General features: G+C 44.4%; 26 protein-coding genes. 10 read left to right on the top strand and 16 right to left on the bottom strand.

Annotated features, from left to right (window positions below; all coding sequences use genetic code 11):
• Nucleotides 1-243 precede the first annotated feature (243 nt).
• From rocF to NST38_RS01625, 4 genes are all read right to left on the bottom strand, one after another.
• Entirely contained in the window at nucleotides 244-1,209 is a 966-nt protein-coding gene (gene rocF, locus NST38_RS01640) for an arginase (RefSeq protein WP_083685199.1), read from the bottom strand.
• Complete coding sequence (locus tag NST38_RS01635) at nucleotides 1,199-2,419, bottom strand: ornithine--oxo-acid transaminase (RefSeq protein ID WP_076254927.1); 1,221 nt, start codon at nucleotides 2,417-2,419, stop codon at nucleotides 1,199-1,201. The genes rocF and NST38_RS01635 overlap by 11 nt, the downstream gene beginning before the upstream one ends.
• A gap of 141 nt (nucleotides 2,420-2,560) precedes the next feature.
• On the bottom strand, nucleotides 2,561-3,217 hold the full coding sequence (locus tag NST38_RS01630; protein WP_036671925.1) for an amino acid ABC transporter permease: 657 nt from the start codon (nucleotides 3,215-3,217) through the stop codon (nucleotides 2,561-2,563).
• Nucleotides 3,218-3,240: 23 nt separating this feature from the next.
• Nucleotides 3,241-4,062, bottom strand: a complete 822-nt coding sequence (locus NST38_RS01625; RefSeq protein WP_341343767.1) for a transporter substrate-binding domain-containing protein — start codon at nucleotides 4,060-4,062, stop codon at nucleotides 3,241-3,243.
• Nucleotides 4,063-4,384: 322 nt separating this feature from the next.
• Here NST38_RS01625 and NST38_RS01620 point away from each other — a divergent pair, with 322 nt between their 5' ends.
• Nucleotides 4,385-5,029 carry a GntR family transcriptional regulator gene (locus NST38_RS01620; protein ID WP_341343766.1) on the top strand — a complete coding sequence of 215 codons (645 nt, stop codon included), beginning with the start codon at nucleotides 4,385-4,387 and terminating at the stop codon, nucleotides 5,027-5,029.
• A gap of 67 nt (nucleotides 5,030-5,096) precedes the next feature.
• Here the strand turns inward: NST38_RS01620 and NST38_RS01615 are convergent, their stop codons facing one another.
• Complete coding sequence (locus NST38_RS01615) at nucleotides 5,097-5,831, bottom strand: class I SAM-dependent methyltransferase (protein WP_341343765.1); 735 nt, start codon at nucleotides 5,829-5,831, stop codon at nucleotides 5,097-5,099.
• A 164-nt stretch (nucleotides 5,832-5,995) separates the two neighbouring features.
• Between NST38_RS01615 and NST38_RS01610 the strand changes: the two genes are divergently transcribed.
• Nucleotides 5,996-6,343, top strand: coding sequence for a hypothetical protein (locus tag NST38_RS01610; protein ID WP_036671929.1), 348 nt, complete (start codon nucleotides 5,996-5,998; stop codon nucleotides 6,341-6,343).
• Between the two features lie 245 nt (nucleotides 6,344-6,588).
• On the opposite strand, the gene NST38_RS01605 is transcribed toward NST38_RS01610, so the two are convergent.
• From NST38_RS01605 to NST38_RS01590, 4 genes are all read right to left on the bottom strand, one after another.
• Nucleotides 6,589-6,816 carry a cold-shock protein gene (locus tag NST38_RS01605; protein WP_017691121.1) on the bottom strand — a complete coding sequence of 76 codons (228 nt, stop codon included), beginning with the start codon at nucleotides 6,814-6,816 and terminating at the stop codon, nucleotides 6,589-6,591.
• A 188-nt stretch (nucleotides 6,817-7,004) separates the two neighbouring features.
• The gene (locus NST38_RS01600) at nucleotides 7,005-7,205 is read right to left on the bottom strand and encodes a cold-shock protein (RefSeq protein WP_017691122.1); all 201 of its coding nucleotides are present in this window, start codon (nucleotides 7,203-7,205) and stop codon (nucleotides 7,005-7,007) included.
• Between the two features lie 395 nt (nucleotides 7,206-7,600).
• The gene (locus tag NST38_RS01595; RefSeq protein ID WP_036607962.1) at nucleotides 7,601-7,837 is read right to left on the bottom strand and encodes a DUF6953 family protein; all 237 of its coding nucleotides are present in this window, start codon (nucleotides 7,835-7,837) and stop codon (nucleotides 7,601-7,603) included.
• A 150-nt stretch (nucleotides 7,838-7,987) separates the two neighbouring features.
• A complete protein-coding gene (locus NST38_RS01590; RefSeq protein WP_341343764.1) occupies nucleotides 7,988-8,776 on the bottom strand; it encodes a CPBP family intramembrane glutamic endopeptidase in 789 nt (262 codons plus the stop codon).
• A gap of 303 nt (nucleotides 8,777-9,079) precedes the next feature.
• On the opposite strand from NST38_RS01590, the gene NST38_RS01585 reads away from it, so the two are divergent.
• A complete protein-coding gene (locus tag NST38_RS01585; protein WP_076254917.1) occupies nucleotides 9,080-9,751 on the top strand; it encodes a phosphatase PAP2 family protein in 672 nt (223 codons plus the stop codon).
• A gap of 134 nt (nucleotides 9,752-9,885) precedes the next feature.
• On the opposite strand, the gene NST38_RS01580 is transcribed toward NST38_RS01585, so the two are convergent.
• Entirely contained in the window at nucleotides 9,886-10,665 is a 780-nt protein-coding gene (locus NST38_RS01580; RefSeq protein WP_036607966.1) for a helix-turn-helix transcriptional regulator, read from the bottom strand.
• A gap of 112 nt (nucleotides 10,666-10,777) precedes the next feature.
• Between NST38_RS01580 and pyk the strand changes: the two genes are divergently transcribed.
• A complete protein-coding gene (pyk, locus tag NST38_RS01575) occupies nucleotides 10,778-12,193 on the top strand; it encodes a pyruvate kinase (protein ID WP_036607968.1) in 1,416 nt (471 codons plus the stop codon).
• A 139-nt stretch (nucleotides 12,194-12,332) separates the two neighbouring features.
• Here pyk and NST38_RS01570 read toward each other — a convergent pair whose 3' ends face one another.
• Together NST38_RS01570 and NST38_RS01565 are read right to left on the bottom strand one after the other, a co-directional pair.
• Entirely contained in the window at nucleotides 12,333-13,862 is a 1,530-nt protein-coding gene (locus tag NST38_RS01570; RefSeq protein WP_076254914.1) for a methyl-accepting chemotaxis protein, read from the bottom strand.
• A 178-nt stretch (nucleotides 13,863-14,040) separates the two neighbouring features.
• Nucleotides 14,041-14,490, bottom strand: a complete 450-nt coding sequence (locus NST38_RS01565) for an SRPBCC family protein (RefSeq protein WP_036607973.1) — start codon at nucleotides 14,488-14,490, stop codon at nucleotides 14,041-14,043.
• Between the two features lie 226 nt (nucleotides 14,491-14,716).
• On the opposite strand from NST38_RS01565, the gene NST38_RS01560 reads away from it, so the two are divergent.
• From NST38_RS01560 to NST38_RS01550, 3 genes are read left to right on the top strand one after another with little or no spacing between them, the layout of a single operon-like run.
• Entirely contained in the window at nucleotides 14,717-15,256 is a 540-nt protein-coding gene (locus NST38_RS01560; protein WP_076254912.1) for an SUKH-3 domain-containing protein, read from the top strand.
• A complete protein-coding gene (locus NST38_RS01555; RefSeq protein ID WP_076254910.1) occupies nucleotides 15,253-15,990 on the top strand; it encodes a WecB/TagA/CpsF family glycosyltransferase in 738 nt (245 codons plus the stop codon). The genes NST38_RS01560 and NST38_RS01555 overlap by 4 nt, the downstream gene beginning before the upstream one ends.
• Before the next feature lie 28 nt (nucleotides 15,991-16,018).
• Nucleotides 16,019-16,858, top strand: coding sequence for a helix-turn-helix transcriptional regulator (locus NST38_RS01550; protein WP_076254908.1), 840 nt, complete (start codon nucleotides 16,019-16,021; stop codon nucleotides 16,856-16,858).
• Nucleotides 16,859-16,874: 16 nt separating this feature from the next.
• On the opposite strand, the gene NST38_RS01545 is transcribed toward NST38_RS01550, so the two are convergent.
• Nucleotides 16,875-17,387, bottom strand: coding sequence for an MOSC domain-containing protein (locus tag NST38_RS01545; RefSeq protein ID WP_076254906.1), 513 nt, complete (start codon nucleotides 17,385-17,387; stop codon nucleotides 16,875-16,877).
• Nucleotides 17,388-17,674: 287 nt separating this feature from the next.
• On the opposite strand from NST38_RS01545, the gene NST38_RS01540 reads away from it, so the two are divergent.
• From NST38_RS01540 to NST38_RS01530, 3 genes are all read left to right on the top strand, one after another.
• Complete coding sequence (locus tag NST38_RS01540) at nucleotides 17,675-18,031, top strand: DUF1304 domain-containing protein (RefSeq protein ID WP_036608019.1); 357 nt, start codon at nucleotides 17,675-17,677, stop codon at nucleotides 18,029-18,031.
• 76 nt (nucleotides 18,032-18,107) lie between these two features.
• A complete protein-coding gene (locus NST38_RS01535) occupies nucleotides 18,108-18,947 on the top strand; it encodes a DUF4261 domain-containing protein (protein WP_341343763.1) in 840 nt (279 codons plus the stop codon).
• 260 nt (nucleotides 18,948-19,207) lie between these two features.
• Nucleotides 19,208-19,567 (top strand): hypothetical protein, encoded by a 360-nt coding sequence (locus NST38_RS01530; RefSeq protein ID WP_076254902.1) that lies wholly within the window; start codon nucleotides 19,208-19,210, stop codon nucleotides 19,565-19,567.
• A gap of 148 nt (nucleotides 19,568-19,715) precedes the next feature.
• On the opposite strand, the gene NST38_RS01525 is transcribed toward NST38_RS01530, so the two are convergent.
• The 3 genes from NST38_RS01525 to NST38_RS01515 form a co-directional block, all read right to left on the bottom strand.
• Nucleotides 19,716-20,225 carry a GNAT family N-acetyltransferase gene (locus NST38_RS01525; RefSeq protein WP_083685194.1) on the bottom strand — a complete coding sequence of 170 codons (510 nt, stop codon included), beginning with the start codon at nucleotides 20,223-20,225 and terminating at the stop codon, nucleotides 19,716-19,718.
• Nucleotides 20,222-20,749, bottom strand: coding sequence for a hypothetical protein (locus NST38_RS01520; protein WP_076254901.1), 528 nt, complete (start codon nucleotides 20,747-20,749; stop codon nucleotides 20,222-20,224). The genes NST38_RS01525 and NST38_RS01520 overlap by 4 nt, the downstream gene beginning before the upstream one ends.
• Before the next feature lie 343 nt (nucleotides 20,750-21,092).
• Nucleotides 21,093-22,100: a LacI family DNA-binding transcriptional regulator gene (locus NST38_RS01515; RefSeq protein WP_076254899.1), complete on the bottom strand. Its 1,008-nt coding sequence runs from the start codon at nucleotides 22,098-22,100 to the stop codon at nucleotides 21,093-21,095.
• Nucleotides 22,101-22,223: the final 123 nt, after the last annotated feature.

The raw sequence follows: 22,223 nt of genomic DNA, 5'->3' as shown, positions 1-22,223 counted from the left end.
AGCACAATATGTAATCTGACGCTCCTGTATTATAGAAATCACTCTCAGCATCCTTATTACGGTGCTTCTAATATACATATCCATTAAACATAACCAGGGAAGCCACTTCCACTGCGATTGCAGTGAACAATTGATTGTGACTAGCCCTAGTTTTCGGAGATCTCAGTTTTCTTTCCTTCTATAATAGATAAGAAAGTATATTCCTTGGGCACAGCTTACACATTCCGTTTCACTTCTCAGTGATTACAATATGCGCTTACCAAGTAACGAAGCGATCAGTTCCACACCAAGTCGTGCCGTATGTCTATTATGATCAAACAACGGATTCACCTCAACCAGTTCCATCGACGTAACTTGATTTGTGGAAGCAAGTATCTCCAATGCATAATGTGCCTCTCGGTAATTCAGACCACCAGGTACTGGGGTTCCCACACCCGGAGCTTCCCGCGGATCCAGACAATCCATGTCGAAGCTGACATGAATACCATCTGTCCCTTTTCCCGCTGTAGCTATTGCTTCCTCAATAACTTGCTTTATTCCCATACGGTCAATATCATGCATCGTAAATGCTCGGATTCCCAGTCCCTTAATCTGCTCTTTCTCATACTCATCCAGATCACGCAGACCAATATAGACTAAGTTGGACGGATCAATAAACGCGCCTGCTCCAGCAATGTGCGACAGATTGAATGCAGTATGCCCCAAGGATGCAGCCACACTCATCCCATGCATATTACCGGACAAGCTGCGTTCTTCCGTATTCAAGTCTGCATGCGCATCAAACCAGATCACACCCAAATTCGAATAGTGCGCTGTTAGCCCGGCAAAAGTACCAATCGCTACACTATGATCTCCCCCAAGCACAAGTGGGAAAGCCCCCTCCTCTACTGCGCCTGATACTTCACTACACACCTTCTCACTGACCTGACGTACCTCATTTAAGTGTTTTACACGATTCCGCTCAATAGGGGCAGCAGGTTCAGAAGGACAATCTACCCGCACTTCTTTGGAAAGCACTAGCCCAAGACTCGCAATCTCCCGCTTCAGTCCAGCTGTAATCAATTCATCTGGCCCCAACTCTGCTCCACCTCTTGCTCCACCGAGTCCAAAAGGAACCTTAATGATAGCAATATTACGCCGCACAGATGTTTTACTTGTATCAATAGAAGTATCTTTTATTCCACCATGTACATCATCATCATTTTTCATGTAGGTCAGCTCCCTCATTGGTGATCAACACCTGCTCAATTCTCTCCAGTGCCCAGTCAATCTCGGACTCTTTAATCGTCAGTGGTGGAGCAAATCGAATGGTTGTCTCATGTGTTTCTTTACACAGCAGTCCAGTAGACATCAAACGCTCACAATAAGGGCGGGCTGGTTCATCCAGTTCAACACCAATAAATAAACCTTTCCCCCGAATATCCCGTATGGCTGAACTGCGAATATCTCGAAGTCTTTTCATAAAATAGTTCCCCAGACGCTCCGATCGCTCAGCAAGCTTCTCATCTTCAAGAACTTTCAGAGCTGCTACAGCCACGGCGCAGGCGAGTGGGTTACCCCCAAACGTAGAACCATGAGACCCCGGCTCAAACAAATCAAGTATCTCCGCATCAGCAGCGATAGCCGAGATGGGCATGACTCCTCCCCCCAGCGCTTTGCCCATAATCCAGATGTCTGGTTCAACCCCTTCCCAGTCGGAGGCAAAACGGCGACCTGTTCTGCCAAATCCGGTCTGGATCTCATCAGATACAGTCAACACCTGCTGGCTCTTACACAGAGCAAAAACTTCTGCCAAATATCCATCAGGCGGGATAACGATTCCAGCTTCGCCCTGAATAGGCTCTACAAGAAAACCAGCCGTATTTGGCGTAATGGCTTTTTTCAGCGCTTCAATGTCTCCATAGGGAATAATCCGGAATCCAGGTGTGAACGGTCCAAAATCTTTTTTATACTCCGCTGAAGAAGAAAAGGACGTAACCGTCAGAGTTCTTCCGTGAAAGTTACCAGAGCATACGATGATTTCGGCTTGATTTTCCGGTACACCTTTGCAACGATAAGCCCATCTACGTACCGCCTTCACCGCAGTCTCCACCGCTTCCGCTCCTGTATTCATGGCGAGAATCTTCGATTTCCCCGTGAATTGTGAGAGTTTCTGATAAAAAAGAGAAGCGGAGCTGCTGTGGAATGCCCGTGATGTCAGCGTTACCTGATCTGCCTGATCCTTGAGCGCCTGTATGATCACAGGATGTCTATGACCATGATTCAATGCAGAGTATGCACTTAACATATCCATATAACGGCGGCCTTCAGGGTCTTCCACCCATACCCCTTCCGCCTGTTCAATAACAATAGGGAGCGGATGATAATTAGGTGCAGAATAACGCTCCGACCAGTCAATTAACATTTTGGAATCTGACATACACACCCAACACCTTTCCAAAATATTGTATACAAAATACAATAACAATGTATGCGATGCCATCGCCATTTACGACTACATCTCTCTTTTTCCACTCCAGCCTAATCCAAGCCTTTCTCGAATCCAATCCTTTATCCATAGTTAGCGAGAAGTAGAAAGTCTACGTTCCAACCAAGAGAGTAAATTAGCCAGTGTAAATGTAATTATAAAATAGAGGCCGGCGGCAACAAGCAGCGGAGCAAGCGGCTGGAACGTAACACCCTGAATCGTTCTGGCCGTGTATATAATCTCGGCTATGCCGATCATGGAGACAAGCGAAGAATCTTTAATAATAATAATGAATTCATTGCCGATAGCTGGAAGCATGTTACGAAAAGCCTGCGGCAGTATAATATAACGAAGTGTCATACCATTTGTCATACCAAGGGAGCGCGAAGCTTCGGTCTGTCCTTTATCAATTGCTTGAATCCCGGCCCTGAACACCTCCGCCATATAAGCCGAGCTATTCATCGTCAGAGCTACCACCCCCGACATAAATGCCGGCAAGTTCACACCTACAACCGTCAGACCATAATGAATAATAAGAATCTGTACCAGCATCGGTGTTCCTCGAATGAGTTCAATATACGCCGATGCCACAAATTTAATTGGCCATATTCGGGATATTCGCATTAGCGCCATGATTACACCCAGCAACGTACCAAACAATACACCGAAGAAGGAAAGTTCAAGCGTGACCCACGCACTTCGTGCATAGTCCTGCCAATGTTCTAATAGAAAGGAAAAATCTAAATTCACGGCATATCCCTCACTCGTCCGATTTATTCGCCGAGCATCTCATTCGCTTCAACGACGAACCGTTCAATATCTCCGTTTGTTTTGAGCTTTTCCAATGTAGTGTTGATCTGATCCAGCAGCTTCTGATTACCTTTCTTCACCGCGATGGCCGAACCACCCTCGTCTTCAGCCTGTTCAACCTCCACACCTGCAACAACAAGCCCCTCTTGGTTATTCACATACTGTTCAGCCACCGGCTTCTCCAGGATGAGCGCGTCTACACGTCCCGTCTGCAACTCCAGAATCAGCTCAGGTATTTTGGCCAGAGAAGTGAGCTTTGCTCCCTCTATTTCCTGAGCAATCCCTTCCTGAATGGAACTCTTTTGCACGCCAACCTGTTTGCCTGATAGATCATCTATGGACTTTAATGCGATACCTTCCCCTTCTCTAACAAGTACAGCCTGCTCTGCATAATAGTAGATATCCGTAAAATCAACATTCTTCTTTCGTTCTCCGGTAGGGGTTAAGCCTGATATCACAAAATCAACCTTATCTGTACCAAGGGCCATAAGAAGGCCATCAAAGTCCATGTCCTCAATCTTCAGCTCGGCTCCCAGATCAGCCGCAATTGCTTTGGCAATCTCGATGTCAAAACCTACAATGGTATCTTTACCATCAATTTTCTTATGAAATTCATAGGGTGCATAGTCCGCACTGGTTCCAAGTACAATGACTTCCTTTTCCGCAGAGCTACTGCCCGAAGACGAAGTAGCGTCTGATCCGGTCTCTGTCGTTTTTTCCTGCCCACATGCGGACATGAATACAACCACTAACAACAGCATCATTGGCAAAAGCACTTTTTTCACACATCATACCCCTATTCTTTTTTTGAATGAGTAACATAATGGTTTGTATACAATATACATAAGACAATATATGGACTTATATGTAAGTAATACTAACAAACATTCTGGTTTATCACAATCATTATTTAAACATTTATACGCTTTAATTCCATAAAATGTGCTATATATAACATAGCATTTACATCGGCTGAAACATGAAGTTTGCTTGCCCAACTTCCCCCTCGGTGTTAAGATGATAAAAACTTGAAACTCCTGAACGGCGCGTACAGTACGGCCTCACACCCATCTATTTATTCACTATACATAGAAAGGAGGATTCGGTATGGAGGTACCCAAATACCGGTCCTTGAAAGATCACGTATACGATTACATTGCCCAGAAGATCCAGGACGGAACCTTGCTTCCCAACCAGAAGATCAACGAGGCCGAGATATGCAAAAAGCTGGACATCAGTCGAACACCTACTCGGGAGGCGCTTTTCCAGCTGGCTTCAGACAATCTGCTGCAATACATCCCACGCAGGGGATTTATTGTCACTCCTTTTGATGCAGGCAAAAAACTGGAATTCTCCCAAGCGATCGGTGTGCTGGAGGCACTTGCTGCCACACTTGCAGCAGACCACCTCAGACCATCTGAACTTTTGGAGATGGAAACTCTGGTTGTTCGAATGGACGAAGATATCAACCAGCTTGATCTTGCTGCCTACAACAAAAACCAATATCAGTTCCATAATCTGTACATTCAGCGATGTGGTAATGCAACAGTCATTGAGATGTTAAACACATTGAAGAACAGTTTCATCCGGCAATCTTATGTTAGTGATAATAAACCAAAGCTATCTGAGGTACTGCTCGAAGTTAATGAAGAGCACCGGCAAATTTTAAGTGCTTTTCGAGCCAAAGATAAGAACCAACTGGAAGCCCTGCTCAAACACCACTGGCGGATTATCGACAACGATATGTTGTAGTACGTTCTGTCGAAACAAACCAAAGGCAACCCACACGATTGTGTGAGTTGTCTTTTTCCTATTTTTCCTATTTTTCCTTTTTGACCTCCAACGGTGCCCTAGCCGCAAAAACAGCATATCCCAACTTTTTGCCGTATTTCGCGAGCAAACGATCATTGGTTTGACTCATTCGCTGCATACGTTCATCCTCAAACCAATTCATATCGATCTCGCGATGTGGATCATGATCAACGCTCCATTTTGCCATGGATCGCGAATGTTCTTTGACCTCTACCTTGGTGAAACCACACTGCTTGAGGCGTTTTCTCCATGCTGTGGCCGTTACCAGGGTTTGTATACCGTAAAATTGCTTTAACCTGCGACACATCAATTCGGTCTTCTGGCCTGATAGAACCATCTCCCGATCCACTAAAAGTCCTCCGGGCTTCAACACCCTTCTATACTCAGCAAGTGCACTCCGCCATGGGGTGAAGATCGTGACCGACTCCACAAATACCACGTCAAAATGATTTTCCGGAAAAGGTAACGATGTTACATCAGCCTGAACAAATTGAACATCCACCTGTTCTCGTCTCGCTCTCCTAACTGCCTTATCCAGCATATTGCGATGAAGATCAATCGCCGTTACCCGATATCCACTTTTAGCCAGGTAACACGCAGTCCTCCCAGTGCCGCACCCTATCTCAAGAATATGGTTACTCACAGGCAGAGATAAGCCATCCAGCAACTTCAGTGTTGCCAAAAATCCTCCAGGATGGGCACTTCCCTCCCCTAACCGAGCCAGCATGTCATGATAATCCACGCGACATCCCCTCCTCACTTCTCCCAGTGTATGGAGTAGATTCAAAAACGGCTCCTCCCCATTCGATTTTCCGGGTACTCGTCCATACCAATTGCTCTTCTTTTTACTATGATATACAAACCGTTGAATTCAAGCGGCAACCGCATCTAATGAGGAGGATTTGCATGTACAGAATTAATCGGGTATGTGAAGAAACGGTTTCTCCGCACGTTGGACGTTCCGTTTGTCTCGTTATGAACGACGGTAAGCATATGTATGGTACGCTTAGTCAATGTCGTGATGGCAAAATTTATTTGAACGGGTGTTTCGAAGGACCACGGCTGTGTTCAGTCAAATCCAAACAGCAGCTTGTGAAAAGCAGCAAGAAAAACGCTGTTGTAACAAAAAAAGTTAAATCTTCGGCATACGGTCGGTATGGTTACGGAGGATACGGTGGGGGTTACGGCTATGGAGCGGGAATCGATCTGGCTCTGGTAACAACATTGTTTCTGCTGCCATTCCTGTTCATCTAAATTCCATTCTGATCGTGGTAAAATTGTAGTCATAACAAAGACCCTTTTTGCTTATAGCAAAAGGGGTCTTTATCTTTTTCATACGATTCACGTCAATTACAATATATTTTCTGTTAAAAAATGATACAAAAAAAGGCATTCGCCAAAACGAATGCCGGGAACTTCATATTTAATACCCTTACCTTCGCACAGGGTGTCTGTTTGATCTTAAAAAAAAACACCTCGTTAGAGGCGGGTAAGCTATGTTAAATCCGATTTCCTTTAGGCATCGTTTTCAGATTACTATTCGAATTCTCAAGCAATGGTAGCATCCTAGTCGTGCTGACCATCTCAGAAGCACATATCGGACAAGTAGGTACGTTATCAAACGCAAAATTGTCCCGCATCCATCCTTTGCACGTATCACTCGTACATTCCCAGATTGCCGCATCAGCTTGTGGAATCTCTTCCAACGGTTTTTTGCGATTATACATGACTTCTACCCCCTTTGTTATGGAAAAACATCTAACCGACGTTATTTCACAGAAGCCTACACTTAGCGGAAGTTTCACGTCCCACCGGACTCCTGCCTCGTCAACTAATGGGTCGACTTTTATATAACTGATCAAAAAAAAGAAGCTGCCTTTACCATTTTAACATGTTAAAGGCAGCTATGCTTTAATTACAGTTTTACAACTTCTTCTGCTTGAGGACCACGGTTTCCTTGTACAATTTTAAATTGTACGCGTTGACCTTCGTCCAGAGTTTTGAAGCCGTCGCCTGTAATAGCGCTGAAGTGTACGAATACATCTTCTCCGCCTTCAACTTCGATGAAACCGAAGCCTTTATCAGCGTTGAACCATTTTACTGTTCCGTTTTGCATGTGAATTACACCTCCAAATAAAAATTAACATGTTCCTTTGTTCTTTGCAGCAAGCAAATAAAAATTCACACATTGAAAAAGGTACCAGTCATAAACCTATAAGTGATCGCCCTTTACAATATATGAATTAGGTTTTCCACTCTCTACAACTTGTTTTTATTATAACTCCAATTCAGCAAAAAAGCAAATCTTTGTATTTTCTTTTCAAACAGCTTTGGAAATACATGTTATTAACACGCGCGGGGACAGGGTTTATCACACTTATGTGTGTGGCCGCTTATGTACGGTCTTATGAAAGGATATGCAGATCTAATCCATCTTATACATTTTTTATATAACATTCTGACATGCATATCCAACACAACCAATGAATCATCTTACTCCAGTATAACACACTATGTCCATGCCCACATAAATGCATCCCGATCCCAGGCGATCTGCCCACGATGAAGCTTTCGGAAAGCTTTCTTCACTTCTTTGGACAATGATGTATTGCCGTTCTCGTTCACAAAAACAAACTCTTCACCAAAATGGGTCTTCACATATTCTATGGCAGCTTCCTGATGAAGTGTTCCTGTGAATTTAATCTCCTGTACCATCCATTCTGCTACGCCTTGTGCTGTCTTCTCCACAATATCACCTACTGTCTGAATCTAATGTACGGATAGGCAGACCTCGTATCATGAACATATCTGTCTTCCCGCCAGACTGAAGTATACCATGATCCAACTGCTGACGGGAAACTGTATGATAACTACTTTCAAGCAATACCCGCAATACCCTTAATGAACAACCGTATTCGCTTGCTCACTCCCTTTGGATGGAGTAGACGAATTTGTTCGAATGCTCCACACTAACCATGCACAGTAAGCAATCAGTACTGCCAGTATAAACAGATCGTAAGGAAGTGTACCTGTGTCCTCCAGATCATTCCCTAGAAATTGAATCAGATTATGTATGAAATGAAACAATATAAGCGGTACGATATTTCCGTTCTTCAGCATCAATAACGCCAGTACAGCTCCCAGGAGCAGCGCATAGATCAATTGTATGATCGTATCCGTCGTATCCTGACCAGACAATGCGTTCAATAGATGTGTGATGGAAAACAAGATGCTGGAGGTCACAACTGCGGCCACTGCACTTTTTTGAAGCAAGGTCTTGAAGATAAGCCCCCGATAGATCGTTTCCTCAACAAAAGCTACGAGCAAGGTAAAAAAGATTAAAAAGGCTACCCGTGACAAGCTCAGCTCCCCAAATCCTTTCAGGGCAAGTGTACCCAGTACAAGGAGTAGTGGAATATAATACTTTGCATGGCCAGCTGGGATACTTCGCAAAGATCGGAAGCCAGTCTCTCTCCACTTGCGCCTTAACGTCAGATAGATCATCAGAACAATGGCGATGGGTGTAAAGGAAATGAGTACAGGGGAAGTGTAGTCGAGTTGTTTTATCGTTGCAATGGCCCCTGCTCCAAATACGGCTAACAGGAGAAGCAGCTCAATAATTACAACCGTGAGCACAGGTTTGCGCTCGGAAAAGGAATGTTTTGGCTTGAATTGCGCATTAATCATACATTTGCCTACCTCGTTTCATATATTTTTTCCGTTGTCATAAGAACTTATATGCCAATATAGTTGTATCACATATCCGTATATCTAATATTCCTATTATGGATAAAACTATAAAAGTAACAAAAAAGAGACTTATCCTGACTTCTTTTCCCCTAAAATCAGGTATGGCTTATACCTTTATCTGTCCATTATAGTATTACAAGAGTTCAAAGTTGCAGGGGTGTGGCGACTCTTCAGCGTCTTATATCTATGAAGTACCCATAACGATAGACTCACAATGCATAATGAAATCAGGGGGATACTATGAAAGCATTCTTTCAGCGCTGGGGGCATTTACTGGCTATTCTGTGCATACCGCTCCAAGGCTCCATTTACGTATTTCTAGGCAGCAACACCGGAAGTGATGTCTTCTACAATTATGCTTCGATTGACACACAGATTCCTTTTCTCAAAGAATTTATTTATCCGTACATTAGCTGGATGCCCATTCTGTATCTTGGATTTCTCTATCTGGGTCTGACGAACAAGTCGCTATTCTGGCGTACGTTGATTACCTATAATGTTGGTGTCATGGCTGCCAATGTCTGTTTTGCGGTGTTTCCTACCCATGTCCCGCGCCCGGAGATCGGCGGAACTGATCTGAGCAGCGTGTTAGTACAGTTTATCTATACCAATGATGCGCCCTTCAACTGTTTCCCAAGTGTTCACGTTCTGACCAGCTACTTGCTGTTTATTGTGATCAACAGACACTTGAACTTTAGACCTTTGGCACGGATTTCTTGGTCGGTATGGCTGTGGTTGATCATTGCTTCAACGGTGTTTGTAAAACAGCATTCCTTGCTGGACATCGCTGGCGGCATTTTGTTTGCTGAGGCCGCGTATTGGACTGTACATGTCTTTGCTCTTCGTCTTGGGCAGGCACGAAAAAAAGGCAAGCAGCCACTCACAGCTTCTAACCCAACCAGTCATGTATAACGACATTTATTGATGTAACAGGTGGGATGATGATCCTGCTATACAGCAAAAGAGGGCATAGGCCCTCTTTTTTTGTACTCATTTAATTAAACCTACTTATATAGAAGAACTTTATTTGGGTTGGACTACGCGTTTCATGCTATAGGTGGTCGTTCATGAAGAAGGTCAGACGGTGGACTTCCGGTTATACGTTTGAATATGCGGTAAAAATAAGACAGATCCCGGTAGCCGAGAAATTCGGCAATTTCCTGGATGGAGAGTTGTGACTCGGTAAGCAGATATATGGCTCGTTTCATCCGTTGATCATGGACATATTGACTGATGGTCTGATTTGTCATGCTTTTGAATAATGCGGCAGCATAATTGGGAGTTTTATTGATCTCGTCCCCGAGTTCTTCCTTCGTCACTTTCTCCCGATAATGCCGCTCAATATATCGCTTCATCCGTTCAACATGATTATGCCTCTCCGGCGGGATAACTCCACGATCAAGCTCCCTGTTCATATAAATCAACACTTCCATCAATAAGGCTTGGCTCATCATGACATAATAAGACGGACGCTCCTGCCATTGTTGATAAATAGCGCTCATGCGTTGATGGATCAGTTCGTAACATCCAGGTTTATGCCGCAAAGCCTCATACCGTTCCAGTGCAGGCAAAGTTTCGGTATGGTCGCGTTGCAATTGAATTACAATCTGTGTGTGCGTTACTGTAGGAATACTCTTGCCGTAATATGGGGTACCACCTGGAATGAGGAGCAATTCCCCCTTTTCCATGATCTGTTTATCACCGTTCACCCAATATACACATTTTCCATAAGTAACCAAGCTAAGCCGCCAAGTTTCTTGAGATTGCACAGCTTCTTCGTACCAACCGACACCATTAATATGTCGTACTTCAAGTGGAGTGACCATAACACACCTCATTATCGGACTATACTCTAATCATTGTACTATAGTTCATACCCTGATTCGACAGAAAACGCTACAATACACATATAAGCTTAAATATGAGGAGGAAATTAGCATGTTAAAAACAAAAATTATTTGTACCATGGGACCTGCTTGTGACTCAATCGAATTGTTAAAAGTAATGATTCAGGAAGGTATGACCGTTGCCCGTCTGAACATGGCTCATGGCGAACTGGAAGATCACGTTACACGGATTAATAATATCCGCAAAGCAGCTTCCGAACTGAACACCTATATACCGATCATGATGGACATCAAAGGGCCGGAAGTACGTATCGGTAAACTGAAAGAAGCATCCTGCCATCTGCAAGCGGGTAAAGAGCTGATCCTGACTACCGAAGAAATTCTTGGTGACGCTGAGCGTATCTCGGTAAACTATCCGGAACTGAACCTCGTTGTGAAACCTGGCGATCGTATCCTCATCGATGATGGCCTTGTGGATCTGACTGTACTGTCTGTGGAAGGATCCGATATCCATTGTAAAATCATCAGTGGCGGCATTCTGAAACCACGCAAAGGGGTTAACTTGCCAGGAATCAAAACGACATTGCCAGGTGTAACCGAGCGTGACGTTATGCACATCGGATTTGGGATCGAAAACGATATCGAAATTATCGCAGCATCCTTTGTTCGTAAAGGTGATGACATCCGTGAAATCCGCAGCATTCTGAAAGAACGCGGTGTAGACCACGTTCAGATCATCTCCAAAATCGAAAACCAGGAAGGTATGACGAACCTGGACGATATTATTGAAGCATCTGACGGTATCATGGTAGCTCGTGGAGATCTCGGGGTTGAAGTGCCGATCGAAGACGTACCAATGATGCAAAAAGAAATGATCGATAAATGTAACCGTGCTGGTAAACCAGTTATCGTAGCTACACACATGCTGGAGTCCATGCAAGTGAACCCACGCCCTACCCGTTCCGAAGTTAGTGACGTGGCAAACGCTGTACTTCAAGGTGCTGACGTTGTGATGTTGTCCGGTGAATCAGCTGCTGGTAAATATCCGGTACAATCCGTGCGCACGATGGCTGCTGTTGCTCGCCGTGCTGAAACGATGATCGATTACAAAGAGCAATTCGCACAAAAATCGGCTCAACAGATCGCTGATATTACTGAAGTTATCAGTCAGGGCGCTGTAAGTTCTTCCCTCGTACTGAATGCAAAAGCAATCATCACTTCGACTGAGAGTGGATTCACAGCACGTATGATCTCCAAGTATCGTCCAAAAGCACCAATCATCGCAGTTACACAACATGAAGAAGTATTGGCGAAAATCTGCCTGCTCTCAGGTGTCATTCCGGTTATGGGCGACAAAGTAACAACAACGGATGAAATGTTCGAATCGGCTACGCGTAACGCAATTAAAACAGGTTACATTGAAAAAGGTGACATCATTGTGTTGTCCGCTGGTGTTCCAATCGGTCAATCCGGTAATACAAACCTGATCAAAGTTCAACAAGTTTAATTCAATAACTGAACTGAAGCTATATATCTTAGCTATAAAATAGAAATACAAAAAACCACCGGGAGCAGAAATGCTGCCCGGTGGTTTTTTGTTGATGTTGTTGCCAATGATCGTGATGTTATAACAAACGACTTCGAGATTATAGATTCCTCGAGTAATTAACCAGATCCTGTGACATGGTGTTGATCTCATCCATTGAAGCATTCACCTGTTGTGTCAGAGCAGCTTGATTTTGCGTTAACGTGGACATATTACCGATGTGCTCAAGAATCTGATCAATCAGTGTTTTCATCGTCTGCATGCTATCTTCGATATTTACTGTGGCCTCCGAACTGTGATCAGCCAGTTTCCGCACTTCACCTGCAACGACGCCAAATCCCAGTCCCAGCTCTCCCGCTCGCGCGGCTTCAATGGCTGCATTCAACCCGAGAAGATTGGTCTGACTCGCAATCTCTCGAATAAACACAGTGATATTCTTCGTATCATCTGCACTGCTTTTCACTTGAATGGCTGCATCGGCAGATAATTCCTGCGCAGTCACCAGATCCTGTGCCTGATCGGTAATCGAGTTGATTCCACGTACCATCTCGCCAATGGACTCCGACAATTGTTTTGTTTTCAGATTCATGGCTTCCACGATCTGTTCCTTATTCTTCTCATGGGTAACATCTCGAATGGTTCCAGCTACACGGAGTGGTACTCCATCCTGATCCCTAATGGTCTCCCCACCCGCGTGATACCACCGATACTCCCCGTCTTTGCGTTGCAGACGATAATCCAGATCGTACGGTGTACGACCACTGTAATCGTTCATATGTCTGGCAAATTCGTTGATCGTCCGATCATGGTCTTCCGGATGAAGTCGGCTGCTCCAGCTGCTGAACACATTCGGGAAATCCTGCTCGTCTTTAAACCCTAACTCTTTACGGAACTGGGGTGACCACCAAAATTCATTGTTCGGATTAACTACATCTCCAGCCACAACGGTCATATCCCACGGTGCCTCCACCAAGGCGCGGTTAACCAGATCATATCGGGTGACGAGTGCTTCCAGCTCATCAGACTTGCTCTTCTCCTCATGAATATCAAACATGATGCCCAGAAGTTTGACCGGAACTCCAGCCTGATTTCGGATGACTTGTCCAAGGCATCGGAACCAGCGGATTTCTCCACTTTTTGTAATCATACGGCTGATGACGTTATAGGCAGTTGTTGCTTTTGTGTCATTCACATGTTTCATAATCTCCTGCACCAGTTGGGGTCTGTCATCCGGATATATCGATTTGGCCCAGCTTGCAAATGAATCGGGATAATCCTTGGCATTATGGAAGCCTAACATTTGGCGGAATTCATTCGAAAATGCGACGATATTATTGTTATCCAGTGGATCACCAGCAACAATTTTTGATTCCCATAATCCCACATTCATTGCCTGATTCAGCATTCTAAGGCGCATTTCCACGTCTTCGTTCTGAGCTTTCATCATATGTACTGCTTTTTTGATATTACTAGCTATTTCATCAGTATCCTGAAACTCAATGCCATCTTCAATCCATGCGTCATAGTTGCCCTTTTCTGCGTTTGCTACCAGTTTACGACTATACTCCAGTAAATTCTGATGCGCATCTGTACGAAGGTGTTTGGTCGATTCAGTACGTTTACGAAACATGCTCATTTCTCCTCTTAGCTCATATGATATATATTTCGACATTATCAGACATTAAGTGTAGAGCAATGGTCTTAATTTTGTATAAAAATAAGAACCAGCGCTGAAACAGCACTGGTTCTTATATTAATTGCCCTTTATCTTTTATGAAAATAAATCTTAAATGACTACCTCTTACCAGCTACCACCCGAAATTCAGTGTTTTCCCCGTCTCCACCCAAGTTTTGATACTGCTTAGAATCATCCACCAGCTGCTCTGTGCATTCGCAATGGAAGGATGGTTATCTGTAAATTGATCATTGATCAGCGTCAGCTTCGTACACTCACCTACAGTTTCCAACTGGAAGACCACTCTGGATTGAAGCTCGGCATGATTCGCATGGTACGACGGTCCGGGATGCTCCTGATAACTAAGTTTGGACAACGGTTCAAATTCCAATATATCTCCATACACATGGACAGTCTCCGCACCATCATTACCCGGCCCTACATAAGCAAACGGCTGGCCTGGGTGGAAATTGGTGCGAAGTTCGCTGCCGAAAAAGCTGTTCCGAGTGCCGTCTGGTGATATTAGAGCATTCCACACCTCTTCCAGTCTTGCATTGATATAGAATTCATATTTCAGTTCCATGGACTCACTCCCTTTATGTATTGGATAAGCGATCTGCCAACCTCGCACTCCTATCCTATCGTTATACCCCAAAGGCCGTATTGTAAAAACGCGACAACAGGTAAAATATAAGCTCTTTATGTTTTCGGGAATGTAATACCATAATCCAAATGGATTGCGCCCATATAGTGCTTTCCCAGAAGATCAGATATACTAAACTGGAATGAAATAACAGGAGTTGTTCAATATGACTGGAACGTCACAATCCTCATTGTTACCCTATCAACAAATGATTCAGTTGCTGCAGAAAGCGGGTTGGTATGAGAACCGATGCGTTGACATCTCGGCATACATAGAGCAGTGCCCTACATCCGCAGATTTATTTCCGGCTGCCCGATCGTTTCTAGAAGAGTTTTGGGGAATAGATGAAATTATATATTTTAAATACTATAGCCACATCTCCGGGGAAGTGCTGGCTGAAAGCCCCTGGCATGAATATGAAGTTCATTTTATTCCGAATGCTGAAGAGACACTACGTTGTTCCACAGAGATGCATTCGATCTTGAAATACGCTAATGAAGATTGTTATTGTCTTGGATTAACCGGATACTACTATTCCGCAGTCACAGCCATTGGCCGTTCGGGCAAACTGTATCTGTTACACGACTATGATCCAAACGTACATGCATTCGATAATCTGATTGACAGTATGATACATGAACTTCACATGCATAAGCTTGTTCCCCATTCACTCATGGGATGGAATCAGAAAGGAAATGAGATATGAGCCAATCAACGAATATTATGGGCATCCCTTTTCCCAATGTAACGATGGATCAAACCGTTGCGATCCTTGATAAAGTCGTAGACCAGGAAAGCAATGAACTCTTCCATGTCATCACAGGTAATCCCGAAATTGTTATGTCCTGTCAAAAGAATGCCTCTCTTCGCAAAGTCGTTGATCAAGCCGGGTTGGTCACAGCTGACGGTGCCGGTATTGTGATGGTATCCCGTTTTCGGGGCGGACAATTGACCGAACGGGTAACCGGTTGTGATCTGCTGTTTCGTTTATTGGAGGAAGGCGATCAAAAACACTGGTCATTCTACATGCTGGGAGCAGAGGAAAGCGTCAGTGAACAGGCAGTAAAGATCATTGCGCAGCGTTACCCCGGAGTTATCGTAAAAGGTAGACACCATGGTTATTTCCAGGCAGATGAGGAACAACAGATTGTGGAAGAGATTCGTACTGCTCAACCAGACTTTCTTATCGTGGCTCTTGGCGCACCCCATGCGGAACACTGGATTAACAAGTATCGCCACCAGTTGAACGCTCGTGTAGCCATAGGTGTTGGAGGCAGTCTCGATATCGTGGCTGGCAAAACCAAACGTGCCCCTGCGATATGGCAGAAGCTTAACCTGGAATGGCTCTATCGCCTCCTCAGTCAACCTTCGAGATGGCGCAGGCAACTCATTTTACCCCGTTTTGCTGTGCGGGCATTGTTGTTCAGAGAACCTAAATAATGTGAGATGAGCAGGAGGGATGATTCGGATGCAACAGGTAGAACAAGGAGACAGACCAAGTATGGGCCTGCTGAATCTGAATGAAGGTGATCATAAATATCAACTGACACGCCATGCTCCTTCCGAAGCACTTCGCCCTTTTGTTAAACATTACTGGATCGTATCGTGGGATCTGACTGGACTTGAACCGTATCCCCAACATGTCGTGCCTAACCCCTGTGTCAATCTGGTTGTGGAACGGAACAATACGTTTTTCTTCGGACCATCGGGACGTAAATTCTCCTATCTTGTGAGCGGGAAAGGTCGTGTATTTGGCGTGAAGTTCAAACCAGGAGGATTTTATCCCTTCCTTCGGGTTCCTGTTTCTTCATTGTACGGACAACCGATGAATGTATCCAATATTCTTGACGTCACAGCGGAGTCCTTGGAAGACCGGCTTCTTGGGGCGGGGGATGATGCGGATAAAACCAGTTACATCGACCAGCTATTGTGTGCACACCTTCCTGCTGAAGATGCTCAAGCGAGAATGGTTCATGATATTGTGCAACAGATTGAACAGAACCGAGAGATGCTGAGAGTGGATGATCTGTCTTCTTATTGGAATATGCATACCCGAAAGCTTCAACGGCTGTTCAATCAGTATGTGGGTATCGGACCCAAAACGGTAATCAAGTTGTATCGTCTGCAAAATGCTGCAGAATGGATGGACCGCGGTCTTCACTGTGACCTGATTAAGCTATCTCAGGATCTTGGATATCATGATCAATCCCATTTCATCCGAGATTTCAAGTCCATTATTGGCAGTACACCAGAGGAGTACCTACACTCTAAACATCCGCATGGTGAGCGCCGAGGGCTGATCAATTAGAAACCTGTCCTGAAAATCAGGACAGGCGAATGACTTCTATGGTATCCCCCGTGTGAATTACACCTTCCCGTTCAACCGAGCATACAATCCCACGTTTTTTGCGAGCCGCAGGCACGAATTTTTTGCGCAAACCGTCCTGTTCATAGAATTGTTCAATCATTTTTCCCGGATGTACACAGGGAAGGTTCTCCCCTTCGCATATTAACCCTGTCCCGTTTGGAAATAGGAGCCGCGTTCCAGCAGGCAGTTCCGTCAATCGATCAATGCCACGAACCAGTATATTGGCACCAAGCCACTCTGGACGCACTTCAGGAATGTTCATTTTCTCAGCAATAAGAGCACATTCTTCCTCAGACACAATACTGATCTGGCGGCGATTCGCAATCGGTGTGCCACGCTTGTAGATTTTCTGACGTGAGTCCGCCGGACGAAGCAGACCATAATGACGGTCACCCGGAATTCCTGCAAGCTCAATGTCGATAAAAGGTACAACTCGGGTCACAAATGTGGATGGATCATCAGCCAACATGACGAATTGAACTGTTCCTATAGTAATCTCCTCCCTTTCCTGAGCAATATTACTTCTTTATTGTTCATTATTACCCAATGAATGGATTGTCGACAATCGGCGTATGCTTAGCTTTGTAACCATTTTTTAATTTCAACATCATAACTCAACTGGAAAACGATAAATGATTTTAATAATACGCAATTAAATTGTTACAAATTAAATTTGCTCTTTCCGTTCTTGTTGCAAACACTTATACTAGGATGGACAAGTAAATAAATTACATATCAGAAAGCAAGGTGTTTCCTTTGATTAGTATCATTTTTGTAGCTCTTGTAGCTGTCGAACACTTCTATATCATGGTGATGGAGATGTTTATGTGGACTCGTCCACGCACAATGAAAACCTTTAATCTCACGCCGGAATTCGCCAAATCCACCAAATCTCTCGCGGCCAATCAAGGTCTTTACAATGGATTTCTTGCGGCAGGTCTGATCTGGGGACTCGTATATCCGGATGCTGCCGTTGGACAGCATATTCAGATTTTCTTCCTGGCGTGTGTGATTATCGCGGCTCTTTATGGAGGAGCAACTTCTTCACGGTCGATCATTATCAAACAAGGTTTGCCTGCGATCATTGCGTTGTTGCTAGTTCTGTTCCTGTAATTTCTGTCGAATGGTGCATTGCTTCGATTCATGTTAACTCCTTTATGGTAAGGTAGTGAATAGATAGCAGTGTACAATGACCAGAATCGTTCTGGAATTGGAAGGAGAACATGTCATGGGATTGTTTGACAAGCTTCGGCGGCGCAAAAAGGAGAAAGTACCTGCAGGTGGTGCTGTCGAATCGACGAATTACAGTGAAACCATCGTGGGTTTTGTCCTGCTGGAGCGTGACGATTGTGATTTTGACCTCTTCATCAGGAACATGAAGAACGAATGGGATATCGAGATTGAAGAACGCCCAGAGGAGGGCAATCTCTTTTTCGAAGTGAATGGAATGCAGGTAGTATGTGCCCACATTGCCGCGCCTGTGCCTGACTGTGAAGTTGAGGAGAATGCCAAACTCAATATCCTTTGGCGAGAAGCGGAGCAAGTTACCTCACGGCACCAGTCTCAGATTATTGTCTCTGTTCTGAACGCAACAGATGCAATTGAAGGACATGTTCTGTTCACTCAAACAGCGAGTGCTTTGTTACAGTTGGATCACGCGCTTGCCATATACATGGCCCCACTTGTTGTTGAAGCCAGTCAGTATGTCGAAACCAGCCGTGGGATCAAACATGATGAGTTGCCAGTCTCGCTCTGGATTTTCATCGGATTATTCCAAAATGCCGAAGGCGCTTCAGCTTACACTTACGGACTACGTAACTTTGGAAAAGAAGAGATGGAGATTATGCAATCGTCTGAATCCTTAAGCGATGTATTTGAGATGATGTTCATGACCACAACGTATGTGGTTGAGAACGACGTCACGCTACATGATGGGGAAACACTAGGCTTCTCGGCAGAACAAAAGCTGAGCATTTCCCTTTCCAAAGGTGTAGCAACGGAAGGTAACAGTTTGAAGATTGGCTTCTAATTTACGTAGGATTTTCAATTTATCATGTTACAGTTATAGAAGCCGTCTGGAGTTCATTCTCTGGGCGGCTTTTAGCTATTTAACCTTCCTTCCAAAGAAGATATGATAACAATCCCTGAATTTAACTTCCCTAGGAATAAGCAGTCCATAAGAACCGCTTAATTATGAATTTAGTTTTCATTCTCGTTATAAAAAGGTATGATTAATAGGCTTATAGTCTCATATATTACATATTATTTTATTATCGAGGAGTTGCCTACATGTCTGTTAGACGTTTGGATTCAACTAAACCTATTATTGAAATTATCTGGGAAGGTATTGTTTCTCCTGAACATGTCGAACAAACGAATACAGAAATCCAGAGAATAGCGGAACAATTGGGGAATTCGTTTGATGTGCTAGTAGATATGCGGAACATGAAGGCTTTCCCTCAGGATACCAAAGAAAAAATTGTGGAACACCAGAAATTACTGACACATTGGGGTATGAAACGAGCCAGTGTAGCGGTAGGTGGTGCAATCGCCAAAATGCAATTGAATCGGATTTCCAAAGAATCGGCGCACCAGACTGAATTCCAATGGGAAACGTATGACGAGGCTTTGGCATTTTTGTTGAAATAATATTGAAGTGCTACGGACTTAGTATAATAAGAGAGATACCGATGCTGTACATGGCACACAGAAAGAGGCGTTCCCATGAGGAAACGCCTCTTCTTTTGCAGTTCCACGTGGTTTACTCAGTTTTGGCAGTGATCCGACCGCTCATCATTTAAGATTCAAGTTTACTTACACGCACCATCGTTACTGATGTACCATTTAGGGACTCCTCCACAAATCCTAACCGCTTATATAAGCGAATCGCTTGGTTATCCGGGTCAACACTGAGCGAGACTGCTGCAATTCCCCGCCGTTCAACCTCATCTAATGCGGTCTGAAGCAGTAAGGTACCTACTCCTTTTCCACGTGCATCTTCCGTTACAGCCATCCCCATCTCTGGCGTAGCTGCATTCACATAACCGTATCCCGCATTCTGATCCGTATAGAATCTTAATGTTATTGAACCTAGTCTCTTGCCCTGCTGGTCAACTGCAACATACCCGAAATCCCCTTCTCTTCCCCAGTCTTCAACGTATTTGGACAGTCCGGGAGTATGAATACTTTCGATTGGAAAAGCTTCATCACCTTCTCTTCTATGCAGGGATGCGTATAACATCTCCCACAGGAAAGGGATATCCTGTTCTTCAATAGGGCGTATATAATAGTTGGATATGATGGTCATGTTTGCTCCTCCTTCAGCTTTTCAAAAAGGCGGTCCATCTCATTCAGATTAAACTCATTGGTAATCTCGTAGTCCTCAAATTTGTCTCTCGTTTTTGCCTCGCTGTAGATTGAGATGGACTTTTCATTATAAAACGTCAGTCCAAATCCATCGGTAAAGCGACCTTCTTTATTAATGGTAAGTCGCCACTCATAGTAATGCGGATTCCTTTCGGAAACGTCGAATTCCCGTACTCTTTTAAGATCAACATCCTTTAATAGCTTCAGCATATCTCTAATCTCATTGGGATCTGTAATCGTCACTTCATCATCTTCATTATACGGTTCATTGTCGGAGCTTTTCCTAATCGTCAGTCGATCCAATGTATCCAGCATCGTCATATGATCTGTGACCTCTGCTCGAAACGTCGTGTGTTTGCTGGGGATATACTTAGTATATTGACCAGAGGTATACATACGCACGGCAATAGCTAAAAAAACAATAATCATGACGATACCCATAATCATCTTGATTTGTCTACTCATCCCAATCCCCTCTCTAGATCTACATAAAACATATAAATTGGTAATTATTGATATATTCCAGTATAACATCTCACTCCTTCTGTTCCAATGTCATTTCTTATCTCTGTTCTCTCAATTACGATGACGTTTTGGGCTACACTAAAAATTAAAGATTTAATTGAAGATTTAAACAAACAAGCCGCGTTCTCCCATAGGGTGAACGCGGCTTGTTTGTTACTTTGTTATATTGTTTTATTACCTATTCAGAACGAGGTAAGACGATAACACTTATCCCGAGCCATGAATATGACACACGTAGACTTGGCCTCACGTCTGTTCAGCGTACGCCGAAAACTATTTGTTTTCAGCCCAATACACGGCCTGCTGATTCTCGGATAACCAGCTCGGGCTTCAGGACAATCTTCTGCGGTTCTTTTCGCTCATCCTTTAACTCTTCAATCAACAGATCTACAGCGCGATGTCCCAGTTCTTCAATTGGCTGGGCAACGGTCGTAAGCGGTGGACTGGTCACCGAAGCCAGAATGGTATTATCAAATCCGATAATCGACACATCCTCTGGCACGCGTAGGCCCAGCTCTTTGGCTGCCTGAAGTGCACCGATGGCCTGAATGTCATTACAACAGAACAAACCTGTCGGGTGATCCTTCTCACCGAGCAGCAATAGCGCCTCTTTTTTGGCCGAGCTCAGGTCAGCTGCCGATTCCCGGATCTGATTCGGTTCCAGCGTATGACCTGCCTTAATCAGGGTTTCACGGAATCCACGTACACGTTCCTGACTGCTGCTGACTTTGGACGGTTCCGACAGAACCGCTACACGGGTGTGCCCAAGTTCAAGCAGATGCTCCGCTGCGAGTGCTCCACCGAGAATGTCATCAATGGTGACTGTATGAACCGACAGGGATGGCATATGACGTGCAATCAAAGCGACAGGGATGGACTGCTGCAAAAGTGGTGACAAAATTTCGGCATTATCGATCCCGGTTCCGATCATCATGCCATCGACCCTTTTTTGCTGAAGCAGATTCAGGTAACGCTCTACCCGCTCGTCCTTATTATCCGTACTGCAGATGACCACGCTGTAACCCAATTGACGGCTTCGATCCTCCACGGCTCTGGCGAGTTCTGCGAAATACGGGTTTGAGATGTCCGGTACGAGCAGCCCCAATGTATACGTCTGCTTCCCTGTAAGTGCAGCTGCGATCGCACTGGGTTGATAATGAAGGCGTTCCATGATCTCCATAATCTCGGCGCGCCGCTTCTCGCTGATCTTGCCTTTGCCATTAATGACCTGCGAGACGGTTGCAATGGATACCCCCGCCTCGCGTGCTATATCGTATATGGTTGCTTTCATTGTTTTTCCCCATTTGTGCTATATATAAATTTCGTTATACATAGATAATTGTTCTCTTCTTCTCATTATGCAGGGGGAAGTCTGCATACGCAACTTGAAGCCAGCACAATGTGCGTAGCATAA

Source organism: Paenibacillus sp. FSL H8-0104 (assembly GCF_038050215.1).
GTDB classification, from domain to species: Bacteria; Bacillota; Bacilli; order Paenibacillales; family Paenibacillaceae; genus Paenibacillus; species Paenibacillus amylolyticus.
The sequence above is the reverse complement of the archived record's forward strand: the minus strand, read 5'-3'. Positions and strand labels throughout refer to the sequence as shown.